Raw genomic sequence first — 15,117 nt, forward strand, 5'->3', positions numbered from 1 at the left:
CATCAGCGGCGCCGCAAGGACGCGTCCTCGATGGCGGGCGGCAGGTAGTAGCTGTCGGCCCGGTTCAGGTCGGTGCCCGGCGGGACGATCGCGTCGATCCGGTCCAGGACCTCCGCGCTCAGCGTCACCTCCGCGCCGTCCAGCGACGAGGTGAGCTGGTCCAGGGTGCGCGGGCCGATGATCACGGACGTGACCGCCGGGTGGGACCGTACGAAGGCGGTCGCCAGGTGCGGCAGCGACAGGCCCGCCTCCGCGGCCAGCTTCGCCAGCGCGTCGACCGCCGCCGCCTTCCGACGGTTCTCAGGGAGGGACAGATCGAACTTGCCCGTCTCCAGGCCGGCCCGCGAACTGGCCGACAGCTCACGCCCGGACAGCCAGCCGGCGCTCAGCGGCCCCCAGGTGAGCACGCCCATGCCGTAGCGGCGCGCCGTCGGCAGGACCGCGTTCTCCACGCCGCGGGCCAGGACCGAGTACGGCGGCTGCTCGCTGCGGAAGCGGACATGGCCGCGGCGCTCGGCCGTCCACTGCGCCTCGACGAGCAGCTCGGCGGGGAAGGTGGAGGTGCCGATCGCGCGCACCTTGCCCGACCGTACGAGGTCCGACAGGGCCGAGAGGGTCTCGTCGATGTCGGTGGCCGGGTCGGGGCGGTGCGCCTGGTACAGGTCGATGTAGTCGGTGCCCAGGCGGCGCAGGCTGTCCTCGACCGCACGGACGATCCAGCGCCGGGAGTTCCCGCCGTGGTTGGCGTCCGGCCCCATGGGGTTGAAGAACTTCGTGGCCAGTACGACGTCCTCGCGCCGCCCCTTGAGGGCCTTGCCGACGATCTCCTCGGACTCGCCGGCGGCGTAGATGTCCGCGGTGTCGACGACGTTGACGCCGGCGTCCAGGGCGCGGTGGACGATCCGCACACAGTCCTCGTGGTCGGTGTTGCCCCAGGCGCCGAGCATCATCGTGCCGAGCGTGTACTCGCTGACCGAGATGCCGGTGCCGCCGAGGATCCTGCGCCGCATGAGGTGCTCCCTTGTACGAGGTACGAAGTCGGTGGGCTTTTACGCAGTCGGGCGGGCGGTGCAGGTGCCCGGTGGCCGCCGCGGGCACCAGCCTGCGCCGCCCGCTGAAGGGGGACCAGGCCCGTCGCAGCCTGGGTCCGGCGGAACCACCCAGGAGGCGGCGCGTCGCATACTGGACGGATGCTGCATGCGGAAGTCGAGATCAGCTCGTTCCTCAAGGCGCGTCGCGCGGCGCTCGACCCGGCCGACCTCGGGCTGCCCGACGGGCTGGGCCGGCGGCGGGTGCGGGGGCTGCGGCGCGAGGAGGTCGCCCAGCTCGCCGGTATCAGCGTCGACTACTACACCCGGATCGAACAGGGCCGCGCCCCCGCCATCTCCGACTCGGTCCTGGACGCCGTCGCGCGGGCGCTGCGGCTGACCGACGGCGAAGTGACGTATCTGCGCAATGTGGCCGTGCCGCGCCGCCGCGGGGACGACCCCTGCTCGGCCGCCGACCGCCCCGGGCGGACGGTGCGCCCGGAGATCCAGCAACTGCTGGACGCGATGGCGACCACCGTCCCGGCCATGGTCATCGGCCGCGGCATGGACATCCTGGCCTGGAACACGCTCGGCGGCCGGGTCGCCTTCGACCTCGAAGAGCTCGACCCCGACCGGCGCAATTCGGCGCTCCTGGTGTTCCTCCACCCCGCGGCGCGGACCCTGCACCCGGAGTGGCAGCGCATCGCCGAAGAGGTCGTCGGCAATCTGCGGGCCGAGAGCGGCCGGCATCCGGACGATCCGCGGTTGTGCGAGGTCGTCAGCGAACTCCTGGAGCGCAGCGCCGACTTCCGGCGGGTGTGGGAGGCGCAGGCGGTGCACGAATGCCTCCGCGGCACCAAACGCCTCATCCATCCCCAGGTCGGCGAGCTCCACGTCACCTTCGAGAGCTTCCGGCTGGCCACCGACCCCGATCAGGCGCTGGTGACGTACACCGCGCCGCGCGGCTCGGTCACCGAAGCGCGGCTGCGGGAGCTGGCGAGGGCGGCGGGAACGGGCGCCGGGCGGCCGGCGACCGGTGAGCGGCGCGCCGGAGAGCCGGCGGGCGTCGCGGCGTCGGCGGGGACGGCCGGGGCCGCTTAAGCCCGCGGCACCGGCCAAGAGGCGGCCCGCGGCGCCAGCGCGTCCCACCGCACCGTGATCTCGCCCTGGCGCCGCCGCCGCGGATCGCCGGTGAGCGGCCAGTCCGCCGCCAGGCTGCCCACGGCCGCCAGCCAGCGCTGGCGCGCGCCCAGCGCTCCCAGCGGTGCGGCCGCCGCCCAGGCCCGGTCGAAGTCGCGCAGGAAGGCGTGCACCGGCTCGCCCGGGACATTGCGGTGGATCAACGCCTTCGGGAGGCGTTCCGCCAGGTCGGACGGGGTGCCCAGGGATCCGAGCCGGGTCGCGAAGGTGACCGTGCGGGGCCCTTCGGGGCCGAGCGCCACCCATACGTGGCGCCGGCCGATCTCGTCGCAGGTGCCCTCCACCAGCAGCCCGCCGGGCGCCAGCCGCGCACACAGCAGCCGCCACACGGCGGCCACCTCGTCCTCGTCGTACTGCCGCAGCACGTTCGCCGCCCGGATCAGGACCGGCGCGCGCCCCGGCCCGCCCGGCAGCGGCAGCTCGAAGCCGCCGTGCACGAAGTCCAGCCCCGCCCGCTCGTACGGTCTGGCGGCCTCGACCCGCGCCCGCTCGATCTCGATGCCGACGACCCGCGCGTCCGGCCGGACCGTCCGCAGCCGGCCCAGCAGCTCCACCGCGGTCCAGGGCGCCGCGCCGTACCCGAGGTCGACGGCGACCGGATCGGCGGCCCGCCGCAGCTCGGCGCCGTGTTCCGCGGCGATCCAGCGGTCCATGCGGCGCAGCCGGTTGGGGTTGGTCGTGCCGCGGGTGACGTTTCCGACGGGGCGGGACGGCGCGGACGCCGGGGCGGCGGCGGGGACGGGGGAGCGGCGGGCCATGCGACGAGCGTACGGGGACGCGGTGCGGGCCCCGCCGCCCGTCCGCCGGTGGGTCACGCTTTGGCAAAGTGCGAAGAGGGCAGGCCGGACGGAAATGGATGGCCGGATGCCGTTGTTGACGGGGTTCGGAGCGGCCGGCCGGCCCGCCCCGGTAGGAGGTAGCTCACCTTGAGCCCATATGTGTCCCGGCTCCGCAGCCGTCCCCACGGCCCGTTCCCGGGGCAGGCCCGGCTGCGGCTGCCCGGCGGCGCGCGCCGCCCGCGCCGCGTCGCGATGCTCAGCGTGCACACCTCCCCGCTGCACCAGCCCGGCACGGGCGACGCCGGCGGCATGAACGTCTACATCGTCGAGCTGGCCAGGAAGCTCGCCGCCATCAACATCGAGGTGGAGATCTTCACCCGCGCCACCACCGCCACCCTCCCGCCCGCCGTCGAGCTGGCCCCCGGCGTCCTCGTCCGGCACGTCGACGCCGGACCGTACGAAGGACTGGCCAAGGAAGAGCTGCCGGCCCAGCTCTGCGCCTTCACCCACGGCGTCATGCAGGCATGGGCGCGCCACCGCCCCGGCTACTACGACCTGGTGCACTCCCACTACTGGCTGTCCGGACACGTCGGCTGGCTCGCCTCCGAGCGCTGGGGCGTCCCGCTGGTGCACGCCATGCACACCATGGCCAAGGTCAAGAACGCCTCCCTCGCCGTCGGCGACACCCCCGAGCCCGCCGCCCGCGTCATCGGCGAGACCCAGGTGGTGCGCGCCGCGGACCGCCTCGTCGCGAACACCGCCGAGGAGGCGGACGAGCTCGTACGGCACTACGGCGCCGACGCCGCCAAGGTCGCGGTCGTGCACCCGGGCGTCAACCTCGACCGCTTCCGGCCCACCGGCGACGTCGCCGCCAGCCGGGCCGCCGCCCGCGCCCGCCTCGGCCTGCCGCAGGACGCGGTCATCCCCCTCTTCGCCGGGCGCATCCAGCCGCTGAAGGCCCCCGACATCCTGCTGCGCGCGGCCGCCGCCCTCCTGGAGGCGGACCCCTCGCTGCGCTCCCGGCTGGTGGTGCCGGTGGTCGGCGGGCCGAGCGGCAGCGGCCTGGCCCGGCCCGAGGGGCTGCACAAGCTCGCCGCCCGGCTCGGCATAGCCGATCTCGTACGGTTCCGTCCCCCGGTCGGCCAGGAGCAGCTCGCCGACTGGTACCGCGCCGCGTCGGTGCTGGTCATGCCCTCTTACAGCGAGTCGTTCGGGCTGGTCGCCATAGAGGCCCAGGCGTGCGGCACCCCGGTCGTCGCGGCCGAGGTCGGCGGGCTCCCGGTCGCCGTGCGCGACGGCGTCAGCGGCTTCCTGGTGCCCGGTCACGACCCGTCCGACTACGCCCGCGCGCTCGCCCGCTTCGTGGCGGACCCGGCGCTGGCCACCCGCATGGGCGCCGCGGCCGCCCGGCACGCCCGGGCCTTCGGCTGGGACACCGCCGCCGCCGCGACCGGCGAGGTCTACTCCGCGGCGATGCAGGAGCGCCACCGTCACCTACGATCCCACCATGCGTGACGTGACAGAGGTGACCGAGGAATCCGGCGGGCCCGGCGGCGCGGGCGACCCGCGCGAGGTGATCGAGCGGACCTTGCGCGACGCCGAGCTGGAATGGGAGTCCCCCTCCGCCGGCACCTACGTCGTCAAGCTCCCCGGCACCCGCAAGCTCTCCACGACCTGCTCCCTCATCGTCGGCAGGCACTCCCTCTCCCTCAACGCCTTCGTCGTCCGCCACCCGGACGAGAACCACGAAGCCGTCCACCGCTGGCTGCTGGAGCGCAACACCCGCCTCTACGGCGTCAGTTACGCCATCGACAAGCTCGGCGACATCTACCTCGTCGGCAAACTCCCGCTCGCCGCCGTCACCCCCGACGAACTCGACCGCCTCCTGGGCACGGTCCTGGAAAACGCCGACGGCAGCTTCAACACCCTGCTGGAGATGGGCTTCGCGACCGCCATCCGCAAGGAGTACGCCTGGCGGGTGTCGCGCGGCGAATCCACCCGCAATCTGGACGCGTTCACGCATCTGACGGGGCGCTCGGCCCGATAACGGGCCGGAAGCGCCCGCGCCGCCACGCCACCCGCCCCTAGGCCGACACGACGGTCTCCTGCGCGGACGCCTTCCCTTCCTCCGCCCCCGTCTCCGCCATCTCCGTCTCCGTCTCCGTTTTTCCCGAACCCGTCACCGGCTCCGACTGCCCCGGCAGGTTCCGCAGCAGCAGCCCGTACCCGACCGCCGCGACCGTCCCGACGACCGCGCAGCCGGCCCACAGCGCGTCCGCTCCGTAGTGGTCGATCACCGCGCCGCCGATCAGGGGGGCCGTCAGGGAGGCGACCGACCAGGACAGGGAGTACATGCCCTGGTAGCGGCCCCGGCCGTGGACGGGGGAGAGGCGGACGACCAGGCTCATCTGGGTGGGCGAGTTGATGATCTCGCCGAGGGTCCAGACGGAGACGGCCAGCGCGTACATGGCGACCGAGCCCGCCAGCGCGGTCAGTCCGAAACCGTAACCGGCGAGCAGTGCCGAGCCGATCAGCAGCATCGCGGGGCTGCGGTGTTCGATGAACCGCGTCACCGGGATCTGGAGCAGCACGATCAGCACACCGTTGACCGCGACCACCAGGCCGAAGTCCGTACTGGAGAAGCCGTCCTGACCCATCGACACCGGCATCGAGACGTACGCCTGCTGGTAGAGGAGGGCCAGCAGCAGGTTCAGCCCGACGACGATCATGAAGCGGCCGTCGCGCAGCACGGTCAGCATGGAGATCCGTGCGGGCTCCGGACCGGCCGCCTCCCCCGATCCGTTCGTGGCCGGGCCCGCGGCGGGCTTGGACTCCGGCAGCTTCCAGAAGACCACCAGCGCGCAGGCCAGCACGAGCGCCGACTCGCCCAGGAAGAGGGCCAGGTAGCCGTGCCGGGCGATGAGTCCGGCGGCGGTCGAGGAGATCGCGAAGCCCAGGTTGATGGCCCAGTAGTTGAGCGAGTAGGCACGCACCCGGTCCTTGGGGGCGACGATGTCCGCCATCATCGCCTGCACGGCGGGCCGGGAGGCGTTGGACGCCATGCCGACCAGCCAGGCCACCGCCGCGATGGCGACCGGGTGTTCCATGAACCCGAGCAGCGCCACCGACGCCGCCGTCGACAGTTGCGCGATCAGCATGGTGGGCCGCCGGCCGAGCCGGTCGGTCATGACGCCGGCCCCGATGGAGGAGACCACGCCGCCGAGCCCGTAGAGCGCGCCGACCAGGCCGGCGTAGGACGCCGAATAGCCGCGGTCGACGGTGAGGTAGAGCGCCAGGAACGTGGCGACGAACGCGCCCAGCCGGTTGATCAGGGTGCTGGTCCACAGCCACCAGAACTGCCGCGGCAGCCCCGAGACGCTCTCCACGGCGGCTCGCCTGATCCCAGCGATGGATGCGGACATGACATTTCCCCCGGCGGCAGTCACTGAATGGGTGGTCGGCGCGGTCGGCGCGGTCGGCGGGTCTAGGTGCTGGCGTACGCCAGGACGCGAACGCTTCTCACGCCCTCACTCCCTCACTCCCTCGCCCCTCGCTCCCCGGCACCCGACCCGCGCCGGAAGCGCGTCACCCGCCCCCTGTGTAAGTGGCGTAAGCGACGATCGCAACCTACTTTCCCGCCCACCCCCACCGCCACTCAATTGCGGAAACCGTCAAACCGCGCCGTAACCCCCCCGGCCACCACCCCGGCCGGGTCACACGCGGCCGTGGATTACGCTCGACGTCATGGCCGACGCACCGTACAAGCTGATCCTCCTCCGCCACGGCGAGAGCGAGTGGAACGCGAAGAACCTGTTCACCGGCTGGGTGGACGTGAATCTCAACGAGAAGGGCGAGAAGGAGGCGGTCCGCGGCGGAGAGCTGCTCAAGGACGCCGGTCTGCTCCCCGACGTGCTGCACACCTCCCTCCAGAAGCGCGCCATCCGCACCGCGCAGCTCGCCCTGGAGGCAGCCGACCGCCACTGGATCCCGGTCCACCGGAGCTGGCGCCTGAACGAGCGCCACTACGGCGCCCTCCAGGGCAAGGACAAGGCCCAGACCCTCGCCGAGTTCGGCGAGGAGCAGTTCATGCTCTGGCGCCGCTCGTACGACACCCCGCCGCCGGTCCTCGCCGACGACAACGAGTTCTCCCAGGCCAACGACGCGCGCTACGCCACGATCCCGCCGGAGCTGCGCCCGCGCACCGAGTGCCTCAAGGACGTCGTGGTCCGCATGCTGCCGTACTGGTACGACGGCATCGTCCCGGACCTGCTGGCCGGCCGCACGGTCCTGATCGCCGCCCACGGCAACAGCCTGCGCGCCCTGGTCAAGCACCTCGACGGCATCTCCGACGCGGACATCGCCGGCCTGAACATCCCCACCGGCATCCCCCTCTCCTACGAGCTGGACGCCGACTTCCGCCCCCTCACCCCCGGCGGCACCTACCTCGACCCAGAAGCCGCCAAGGCCGCCATCGAGGCTGTAAAGAACCAGGGCAAGAAGAAGTAAGCAGGGCCGAACAGGCCCCCTACCTGCGGGTTGTCCGTTGGTAGGGGGCTTCTTGGTGGCGCTGGGCCGTGTGTGGGCCGTCAGGTGCGGGACGGCTCGGGCCGGGCCGTGTCGAAGACGGCGGCCACGGCCTTGCGAGAGCGCTCCTGGCTGGACGGCATGAGGTATCGCGTACACGCGGAGGGTTAGGCCGGGGTCGGAGTGACCCAGGTACTCGGCGAGGGCCTTGATGTTCTCGCCAGCGTCCAGAAGTACCGAGGCGTAGAAGTGCCGGAGCGCGTGCATGCCGTTCTCACGGGACTCGGCGTAGGGCTGGCCCCGCTCTGGAACCGGTATGACCCCGGCAGCGGCGAGCGCCGGTTTCCACGCCTCCTCGTTGAGTGACGTACGCCAGACATGCACCGCCATCTCCGGCGGCGCGGCCGGTGGCGCCGGCGCTACGATGCGAGGCGTCGACAAGGGCCTGCGCGACATCGCGAACGACCTCAGGGGTACGCACACCCCCGAGAGCCACGACATGGCCAGAGACACCGCGTGGGGCACCGCCGTCCCCATCGCCGGCGGTGTCGCGGCGAACGACGGCAAGGACGGCTGGGGAGACGTGGACGACCACAACAAGGACGTCCAGTCGGGCGCCGAGCAGGGCACCAAGGGGCGCGACGCCTCGGCGACCGACGAGGTGCGGAATGTCTTCGGCTGACCGGACCGCAACCGGCGCCGGTCCCGCCCTTCGCCGGGTGGGCGCGGGACCCCGCCGGGCCGGGGCGTGGTTCGGCGCGCTGGGGCTGGCCGCCCTCGTCCCCGTCTTGCCGCTGTGGCTCTTCTGCTCGGATCCGGAGCCGCGCCGGACGGCGATCCTCGTCGCGCTGGGGTGCGCACTGGCCTGTGTCGGCGGCGTCGCCGTCTTCCAGCGCGCGGCAGGTGGACGCCAGCCGTACGCCGCGGTCGCCGTCGCCGAGTTCTCGGGTGCCGTGGAGGCGGGCGGACCGGGCGCCCCGCAACCGGAGAGGCCGGGCGCCGCGGAAGCGGAGGGACCGGGCGCCGCGCAGCCGGAGGGACCGCCCCGGGTGCTGCCCTCGCGCCGGGGCATGCAGGGCCGTTCCCTCGCGTGGTACCTAGGGGTCTGCACGGCGCTGGTGACCCTTCTCGCGCTCGTGATGGGGACGCCCCAGCGTCCGGAACTCATGCAGCGGATCGCCGACGCCGGTGCGGAATTCGCGCACGTCCGGGTGGAGAAGGTCAGCGACGTCCAGCTCCACGACCCGAGCAAGGGCCATGACTACTACACCTCGACGGCGGTCGTCCGGCTTTCCCCGGGCGCGGGCGGGGAGCCGGTGACGGCAACGGTCCATCCGGTCACGCCCGACCGTCCGCACACGGGCGGCGAGGTCTCGGTCCTCTACGCCCCGTCGCGTCCCGCACTGGGCGCCCTCGCGGGGGACGAGCAGAGCCTCGGTGCGGCACTGGAAGGCTCCACGATGGCGACCGGCCGCGTCTGGATCGTCGGCATCGCCTGGGCCGCCGGCATCGTCCTCTCCGTGGCCGGCCTTTCCCTGCGCCATGGGTTCCGTTCCTTCTCCCGGCTGGGCGGCGCCGATATGGCCGTACGCGGGAAATGCCTGGGGCCCGGGTTCTGGCAGCGGGACTCCCAAAAGCAGAGGTGCCTGAAAATTGTCACCGCGTCATCCCGCACCGCGCATTTCCTGGCCTCTGTAGCAGAGGAGCATGTCCCCGACTCCCTGACGGGGCAGCACCTGTGGCTGTGCTGGGGCGCCCGGCGTGGCGCCGACGGCGGGCGGTCCTCCGGGGGCGACACCCCGGCGGTACTGGTGTCCGACGACGGCTGGGTGATGCACGGGATGCTCAAGCCCGACGATGCGCGGATGATGGCCGCCGAACGCGTCTCCGTCGAAAAGGCCGCCGTGGGGACCGGCGAGCCACGCGCTCTGCGGCTCTGGGATCCCCATTCCGCGTGGCCGCTTTACGTGGCACCGTCCGTGCTGGTGCTCGCCGCGGCGCTCATCGGCTGCGCCGCGCTGCTGACCTTCGACATCACGGGCGTCTGGCGCTGGGTGACCGGGATCTCGGGCGCCGTCGCCGGGCTGGTTCTCGGCTATCTCGCGACGACCGCCCCGCACTCGTCGAACCTCCAGGCGGCCCCGTCCACCGGCGGGACGCATCCGGCCTGAGCCCCTGCCCGGACCCCTTACTTGGGGTCCCCAGGCCGGATTGCGCGGTTGCCAGTCGGCCCGGTCGTCAGGCGAGCAGGTGTCGGCGGCCCAACTGGCTCGCAGCGCCTTGTCCCAGGTCGAGCAGACTCCAAGCGGTCATGCCGACAGCATCCCAGCCACCGCTGACATCGCGGACGAACGACCGCCCCGCCGCAGGTCAGTTGGGGTACCGCCGCCCCTTCGCGCTCCACGCGGCAAGCCCCCTGCCCGCAGGAATCTGTGGGCAGGGGGCTTGTGCGTTGGCTGGAGCGGGTTGCGGCAGGCCGTATGTGTCGCAGTCATACGGCCCGCCGGCGGGCTATGAGCAGCCGCCGCCGCACTGGCAGGGGCCGCCGGACTGGCAGCCGCAGCTACAGCCCGGGCCGCAGGAACACGCGCTGAGCAGGGGGAGCCGTGGTCGTGCCGCGGCCGGTGGGGCGTCGTGGGATGCCGGGTTGAGGGATTCCGCCATGAGTGCCATGAAATTGCCTCCTAGGGGTCACCTGCCGCCCATTGCAATCCCTGCCCAAGAGGCGCGTCAACGGCGCGCGGAGGCACGAGCCAACGCGGCACGGTGTGCGAGGGGCGGCCGCGCGCCCCCTGCCCGCCGTCGCCGCTACGCGCCCTCCACCGGGGTGGGCGGCGCGATCTCGTCGGCGTGTTCGCCGGTCACCAGGTAGACAACCCGCTTGGCCACGGAGACCGCGTGGTCCGCGAAACGCTCGTAATAGCGGCCGAGCAGGGTCACGTCCACGGCCGTCTCGATGCCGTGCTTCCAGCGGTCGTCCATCAGGTGCTGGAAGAGGGCGCGGTGGAGCAGGTCCATCGCGTCGTCGTCCTGCTCCAACTGGAGCGCCAGATCGACGTCCTTGGTGATGATGACCTCGGCGGCCTTGGCCATCAGCCGCTGCGCGAGCTGCCCCATCTCCAGGATGGTGGCGTGCAGATCACCCGGTACGGCCGTCTGCGGGAACCGCAGGCGCGCCAGCTTGGCCACGTGCTGGGCCAGGTCGCCGGAGCGCTCCAGGTCGGCGCTCATGCGCAGGGAGGTGACGACGATCCGCAGGTCGGTGGCGACCGGCTGCTGGCGGGCCAGCAGGGCGATCGCGCGGGCCTCCAGCTCGCGCTGGAGGTCGTCGACCTTCTCGTCGCCGGCGATGACGTTCTCGGCCAGCTTGAGGTCCGCGTCGAGTATCGCCGTGGTGGCGCGCCCGATCGCGGAGCCCACGAGCCGGGCCATCTCGACCAGGCCCTCGCCGATCGAGTCAAGCTCCTCGTGGTACGCGTCCCGCATCAGTGACCTTCTCTCGCGTTGAATTTGCTGGGGGTGGGGTGGGGAGGTGGGTGAGGGCCGGAGGGTGCCCCCGGGCCCTGGCCATGGCCGTACGGTGCGGCCGGTCCGTGTGGTCCTCATGGAGCTCGCGGTTTATGGAGCTCACGATGGTCCTTATGGGCTCACGCTCCCACGGTCCGGGGCCGCGTGGCCCGTACTTCGCCTGGCCGGCCGGACCGGGACACCGGGTCTTCCCGACGTCCCCCGGTTCCGGCCCGGGCCCCGACGCCAGGTCGTTCCGGCCCCCCGGGCCCGTCGTGCCGGAACCCGTTCCGGTACCCCCGGCCCGTCGGCCGGAACCCGTTCCGGCCTATCTCACCTTGCGGTGGCATCGCGACCTGCGGTCCCACCCGGAGTGAATCCCCGCCGACGTGAAGGTGAACTCTGGGCGACGCGACCACTGCCCCGTGGCGCCACGGGCCCGACCCGGCGGCGCCTCCGGTGCCACCGCGCCGGGCCTCACGCGCTCGTCACGGGCCCCGAACGCCCCGTCCGACCCCTCACCACCCTCCGAACGCCCCGTCCGAGCCCCGCACCACCCTCCGAACGGCCCATCCGCGTCCCGCACCACCCTCCGAACGCCCCGTCCGCACCCCTCACCACCCTCCCAGCGCCCCGTCCGCGCCCCTCCCCGCCCTCCGGAGTGAACCGGCACCAACGCCGTGGTGAACTCTGGGCGACTTGTGTTCGAGCAGGGGCTCGTACGGCTGGGGAAGTGTCCGACCCGGCGCATAACCTGGAGTCATGAACGTGGACGCGGCCGTCGCCGCAGTGGCAGCGATCGCCGGGTTGTGCACCGGCGTCTTCGCCATGCTGGCGTTCCGCTGGAGCGAACGCGAGCAGGCCAAGCCGACCCGCAGCTCCCTGCACACCGACGCCGTGCTGCCGCCCGGAGTCGACACCGTCCTGTCGGTGCTGCGCTCGTCGGCCGTCGTCCTGGACGAGGCCGACGCCGTCGTCAAGGCCAGCTCCGCCGCGTACGCCCTCGGGCTCGTCCGGGGCGGCAAGCTCGCCGTCGAGCCGATGATGCAGATGGCCCGCGACACCCGCCGGGACGGCGAGATACGCCAGGCCGAGCTCGACCTGCCGCGCCGCGGCACCGGCCGCGGGGACGCCCTCGCCGTCTCCGCACGCGTCGCCCCGCTCGGCTCCCGCCTCGTTCTCCTGCTGGTCGAGGACCTCACCGAGGCGCGCCGCATCGAGGCGGTCCGCCGCGACTTCGTGGCCAACGTCAGCCATGAGCTCAAAACGCCCGTCGGAGCCCTCTCGCTCCTGTCCGAGGCCGTGATGGACGCCTGCGACGACCCCGAGGCCGTCACCCGCTTCGCCGGCCGGATGCAGAACGAGGCCACCCGCCTCACCAACCTCGTCCAGGAGCTGATCGACCTCTCGCGGGTGCAGAACGACGACCCGCTGGAGGACGCCGAACCAGTCCGCGTGGACGAGCTGGTCGCCGAGGCGATCGACCGCTGCCGCCAGCAGGCCGGCACCAAGCAGATCACCATGGCCAGTGCGATCGGCGGGCCCGAAGGGTCCTCCACCCGGGGTGGTGGCCCGGAGGGCGAAACCTCCGCCCTGTATGTCTGGGGAAACCGCGGCCAGCTCGCCGCCGCGCTGGGCAACCTCGTGGAGAACGCCGTCAACTACTCCCCGGCGCGCACCCGCGTCGGCATCGCCGGCCGCCGGATTCCCGCCCCCACCGGCAAGGCCGTCCCGCACGCCGGCGGCACCGGGGGACTGATCGAGATCTCGGTGACCGACCAGGGCATCGGGATATCGGAGAAGGACCGGGACCGCGTCTTCGAGCGGTTCTACCGTGTGGACCCGGCGCGCTCGCGCGCCACCGGCGGGACCGGCCTCGGTCTCGCCATCGTCAAGCACGTGGCCGCCTCGCACGGCGGGGAGGTCACGGTGTGGAGCGCTGAGGGTCAGGGCTCCACCTTCACCCTGCGTCTCCCAGAGGCCGGAGCCGCTCGCGACCGCGAACGGCCCGCCGATTCCCCGACCGCGGAGGACCTCGACCCCGAGGACCCCCCGTACGAGACCTTCAACGATCCACTTCCAGCTCACCCTGCCCCGGAGGTCCTTCCGTGACCCGAGTGCTCGTCGTCGAGGACGAGGAATCGTTCAGCGACGCACTGTCCTACATGCTCCGCAAGGAAGGTTTCGAGGTCGCCATCGCGGCTACGGGCCCCGACGGACTGGACGAGTTCGAACGCAACGGTGCCGACCTGGTCCTGCTGGACCTGATGCTGCCGGGCCTGCCCGGCACCGAGGTCTGCCGCCAACTGCGCGGCCGTTCCAACGTCCCGGTCATCATGGTGACCGCCAAGGACAGCGAGATCGACAAGGTGGTCGGCCTGGAAATAGGAGCTGACGACTACGTCACCAAGCCCTTCTCCTCCCGGGAACTGGTCGCCCGCATCCGCGCGGTGCTGCGCCGGCGCGGCGAGCCGGAAGAGGTCGCCCCGCAGGCGCTGGAGGCCGGCCCGGTCCGGATGGACGTCGACCGCCATGTCGTCACGGTCTCCGGCGGCAAGGTCGACCTGCCGCTGAAGGAGTTCGACCTCCTGGAGATGCTGCTGCGCAACGCCGGCCGGGTGCTGACCCGTATGCAGCTCATCGACCGGGTGTGGGGCGCCGACTACGTGGGTGACACCAAAACCCTCGACGTCCACGTCAAGCGGCTGCGCGCCAAGATCGAACCGGATCCGGGCGCGCCGCGCTATCTGGTCACGGTCCGCGGCCTGGGCTACAAGTTCGAGCCGTAAAGAGAAGCCGTCGACAGAAGCCGCGAAGACGAGCCGCGAAGGCAAGCCGCGAAGAGAAGCCGTCAACGCCTCAGGGGCGCCCGTCCGGACCGGACGGGCGCCCCTGAGGCGTTCGGGCTGCTCGCGGGCGGTCAGTGACCGGCGTGCGCCGCCTGGGAGGTCTCGCCGGACGGGGTGGCCGAGCCGGAGGGCGTCGCGGAGCCGGACGGCGTGGCCGACCCCGAGGGCTCACCGGACGGCGACGCCGGAGCGGGCGTCTGCGGCACCTCGGTGGGGCCGTACTCCTCGAAGTAGCTCTTCGCCGGGACGACGAAGGCCCGCAACTTGACCTTGCCGGCGTCGCTGAAGGTGAACGTCACGGCCTGCGCGTTGCCGTCCTGGACGGCCTCACGGCTGTCCTCCAGGACGGCCGTGGCGTTGCCCTTGCCGCCGATGACGACGGAACCGCCGGCCGGCACGGTGATCGAGCGGCCCTTGAGGGGCGTCAGCTTGGCCCGCGTGCCGGTGGCGTCGAGGGTGATGGCGGTCAGCTTCTGGGCCTCGGTGCCGTTGTTGAACACCGTCGCGGTGACCGCGGCCGGGCCCTTGGCCTCAGGGTCGGGCTGGGTGACCACGGAGGCGTTCTGGATCTTGATGTCGCCGACGGTGATCGCGGCGTTGTCCGGCTTCACCTGCAGCGTCTGAGCGTCGGCCCCGGCCCCGCAGGCGGAAAGCGAGGCGATCGAGAGCGAGAGGACGGTAGCGGCGAGGACGCCGCGTCGAAGGCTGCGGCTCACGGCGGCGGCATCTCCTTGACGAGCTACGGCGGCCGAACTTGTGCCCGGTCGCGGATGGACGGCTGGGGCGGTCCTCGCGTACGCGTCATGACGACGGGTGCGTAAAGCCGCCCTAAGGGTGTGTCAGCGCCGCTAGGTTACCGAGCCGTCCACGCGCCGCCGCACCCGACCCGCCCCCGGGGCCGTCCGGCACCGCCGCCCGCGACTTTCCTCGGGTCTTCCGCCGCCACTTCCCCCGCTTCCCGCGCACTTCTCCCCGCCGTTTCCGAACCTTCTCGGCCCCGTTCCGGACCGCGTTTCACGAGCCCGTTCCGGACTCCCTTCCAGGACGCTTCCCGAGTGTCGTGCGAAGGGGACGCATATTCGGCAAGACGCCGTTCGGGTGGTGACCGCATGACTTTCCGCCGGGGGAAAGCGGTAATGCCGGGGAATGCGCGCGCCGCGCGTAATTGATCACGCTCCGGGGCGCGCCGCGCGGTGATCAATTCGAGAATCGGGCCCGAGCCGCCCCCCG

13 protein-coding genes and 1 pseudogene are annotated in these 15,117 nt (G+C 72.4%); 8 read left to right on the top strand and 6 right to left on the bottom strand.

Annotation, left to right across the window (positions count from 1 at the left end; all coding sequences use genetic code 11):
• Positions 1-2: 2 nt before the first annotated feature.
• On the bottom strand, positions 3-1,010 hold the full coding sequence (locus ACZ45Z_RS16670) for an aldo/keto reductase (RefSeq protein WP_468362521.1): 1,008 nt from the start codon (positions 1,008-1,010) through the stop codon (positions 3-5).
• A 180-nt stretch (positions 1,011-1,190) separates the two neighbouring features.
• On the opposite strand from ACZ45Z_RS16670, the gene ACZ45Z_RS16675 reads away from it, so the two are divergent.
• Positions 1,191-2,129: an MmyB family transcriptional regulator gene (locus tag ACZ45Z_RS16675; RefSeq protein WP_468362523.1), complete on the top strand. Its 939-nt coding sequence runs from the start codon at positions 1,191-1,193 to the stop codon at positions 2,127-2,129.
• Here the strand turns inward: ACZ45Z_RS16675 and ACZ45Z_RS16680 are convergent.
• On the bottom strand, positions 2,126-2,986 hold the full coding sequence (locus ACZ45Z_RS16680; RefSeq protein WP_468362525.1) for a methyltransferase domain-containing protein: 861 nt from the start codon (positions 2,984-2,986) through the stop codon (positions 2,126-2,128). The two genes, ACZ45Z_RS16675 and ACZ45Z_RS16680, sit on opposite strands and share 4 nt — an antisense overlap.
• A gap of 168 nt (positions 2,987-3,154) precedes the next feature.
• Here ACZ45Z_RS16680 and mshA point away from each other — a divergent pair, with 168 nt between their 5' ends.
• Positions 3,155-4,522, top strand: coding sequence for a D-inositol-3-phosphate glycosyltransferase (gene mshA / locus ACZ45Z_RS16685; protein ID WP_468362527.1), 1,368 nt, complete (start codon positions 3,155-3,157; stop codon positions 4,520-4,522).
• Entirely contained in the window at positions 4,515-5,054 is a 540-nt protein-coding gene (locus tag ACZ45Z_RS16690; RefSeq protein WP_468362529.1) for a type III secretion system chaperone family protein, read from the top strand. The genes mshA and ACZ45Z_RS16690 overlap by 8 nt, the downstream gene beginning before the upstream one ends.
• Positions 5,055-5,091: 37 nt before the next feature.
• Here ACZ45Z_RS16690 and ACZ45Z_RS16695 read toward each other — a convergent pair whose 3' ends face one another.
• Entirely contained in the window at positions 5,092-6,429 is a 1,338-nt protein-coding gene (locus ACZ45Z_RS16695; RefSeq protein ID WP_468362531.1) for an MDR family MFS transporter, read from the bottom strand.
• 322 nt (positions 6,430-6,751) lie between these two features.
• On the opposite strand from ACZ45Z_RS16695, the gene ACZ45Z_RS16700 reads away from it, so the two are divergent.
• Positions 6,752-7,513, top strand: coding sequence for a phosphoglyceromutase (locus ACZ45Z_RS16700; protein ID WP_468362533.1), 762 nt, complete (start codon positions 6,752-6,754; stop codon positions 7,511-7,513).
• Between the two features lie 80 nt (positions 7,514-7,593).
• Here the strand turns inward: ACZ45Z_RS16700 and ACZ45Z_RS16705 are convergent.
• Positions 7,594-7,975: pseudogene (locus ACZ45Z_RS16705) on the bottom strand (site-specific integrase); the annotation flags it as partial.
• Positions 7,976-8,030: 55 nt separating this feature from the next.
• On the opposite strand from ACZ45Z_RS16705, the gene ACZ45Z_RS16710 reads away from it, so the two are divergent.
• Together ACZ45Z_RS16710 and ACZ45Z_RS16715 are read left to right on the top strand one after the other, a co-directional pair.
• A complete protein-coding gene (locus ACZ45Z_RS16710) occupies positions 8,031-8,213 on the top strand; it encodes a hypothetical protein (RefSeq protein ID WP_468362535.1) in 183 nt (60 codons plus the stop codon).
• The gene (locus ACZ45Z_RS16715) at positions 8,200-9,702 is read left to right on the top strand and encodes a hypothetical protein (RefSeq protein WP_468362537.1); all 1,503 of its coding nucleotides are present in this window, start codon (positions 8,200-8,202) and stop codon (positions 9,700-9,702) included. Before ACZ45Z_RS16710 ends, ACZ45Z_RS16715 begins: the two co-directional genes overlap by 14 nt.
• A gap of 637 nt (positions 9,703-10,339) precedes the next feature.
• Here ACZ45Z_RS16715 and phoU read toward each other — a convergent pair.
• The gene (phoU, locus tag ACZ45Z_RS16720; protein ID WP_468362539.1) at positions 10,340-11,017 is read right to left on the bottom strand and encodes a phosphate signaling complex protein PhoU; all 678 of its coding nucleotides are present in this window, start codon (positions 11,015-11,017) and stop codon (positions 10,340-10,342) included.
• Between the two features lie 783 nt (positions 11,018-11,800).
• Here phoU and phoR point away from each other — a divergent pair.
• Together phoR and phoP are read left to right on the top strand one after the other, a co-directional pair.
• Positions 11,801-13,150, top strand: a complete 1,350-nt coding sequence (gene phoR / locus ACZ45Z_RS16725) for a two-component system sensor histidine kinase PhoR (RefSeq protein ID WP_468362541.1) — start codon at positions 11,801-11,803, stop codon at positions 13,148-13,150.
• Between the two features lie 5 nt (positions 13,151-13,155).
• On the top strand, positions 13,156-13,827 hold the full coding sequence (phoP, locus tag ACZ45Z_RS16730) for a two-component system response regulator PhoP (RefSeq protein ID WP_466419800.1): 672 nt from the start codon (positions 13,156-13,158) through the stop codon (positions 13,825-13,827).
• Between the two features lie 131 nt (positions 13,828-13,958).
• Here phoP and ACZ45Z_RS16735 read toward each other — a convergent pair whose 3' ends face one another.
• Positions 13,959-14,603 (bottom strand): copper chaperone PCu(A)C, encoded by a 645-nt coding sequence (locus ACZ45Z_RS16735; RefSeq protein WP_468362543.1) that lies wholly within the window; start codon positions 14,601-14,603, stop codon positions 13,959-13,961.
• Positions 14,604-15,117: the final 514 nt, after the last annotated feature.

The organism is Streptomyces sp. NPDC031210 (assembly GCF_055570395.1).

What these genes read in the sequence shown, in the direction of transcription:
- ACZ45Z_RS16670 (WP_468362521.1), bottom strand. Translation starts at nt 1,010, where the DNA reads ATGCGGCGCAGGATCCTCGGCGGCACCGGCATCTCGGTCAGCGAGTAC.
- ACZ45Z_RS16675 (WP_468362523.1), top strand. Translation starts at nt 1,191, where the DNA reads ATGCTGCATGCGGAAGTCGAGATCAGCTCGTTCCTCAAGGCGCGTCGC.
- ACZ45Z_RS16680 (WP_468362525.1), bottom strand. Translation starts at nt 2,986, where the DNA reads ATGGCCCGCCGCTCCCCCGTCCCCGCCGCCGCCCCGGCGTCCGCGCCG.
- ACZ45Z_RS16690 (WP_468362529.1), top strand. Translation starts at nt 4,515, where the DNA reads ATGCGTGACGTGACAGAGGTGACCGAGGAATCCGGCGGGCCCGGCGGC.
- ACZ45Z_RS16695 (WP_468362531.1), bottom strand. Translation starts at nt 6,429, where the DNA reads ATGTCCGCATCCATCGCTGGGATCAGGCGAGCCGCCGTGGAGAGCGTC.
- ACZ45Z_RS16700 (WP_468362533.1), top strand. Translation starts at nt 6,752, where the DNA reads ATGGCCGACGCACCGTACAAGCTGATCCTCCTCCGCCACGGCGAGAGC.
- ACZ45Z_RS16710 (WP_468362535.1), top strand. Translation starts at nt 8,031, where the DNA reads ATGGCCAGAGACACCGCGTGGGGCACCGCCGTCCCCATCGCCGGCGGT.
- ACZ45Z_RS16715 (WP_468362537.1), top strand. Translation starts at nt 8,200, where the DNA reads ATGTCTTCGGCTGACCGGACCGCAACCGGCGCCGGTCCCGCCCTTCGC.
- phoU (WP_468362539.1), bottom strand. Translation starts at nt 11,017, where the DNA reads ATGCGGGACGCGTACCACGAGGAGCTTGACTCGATCGGCGAGGGCCTG.
- phoR (WP_468362541.1), top strand. Translation starts at nt 11,801, where the DNA reads ATGAACGTGGACGCGGCCGTCGCCGCAGTGGCAGCGATCGCCGGGTTG.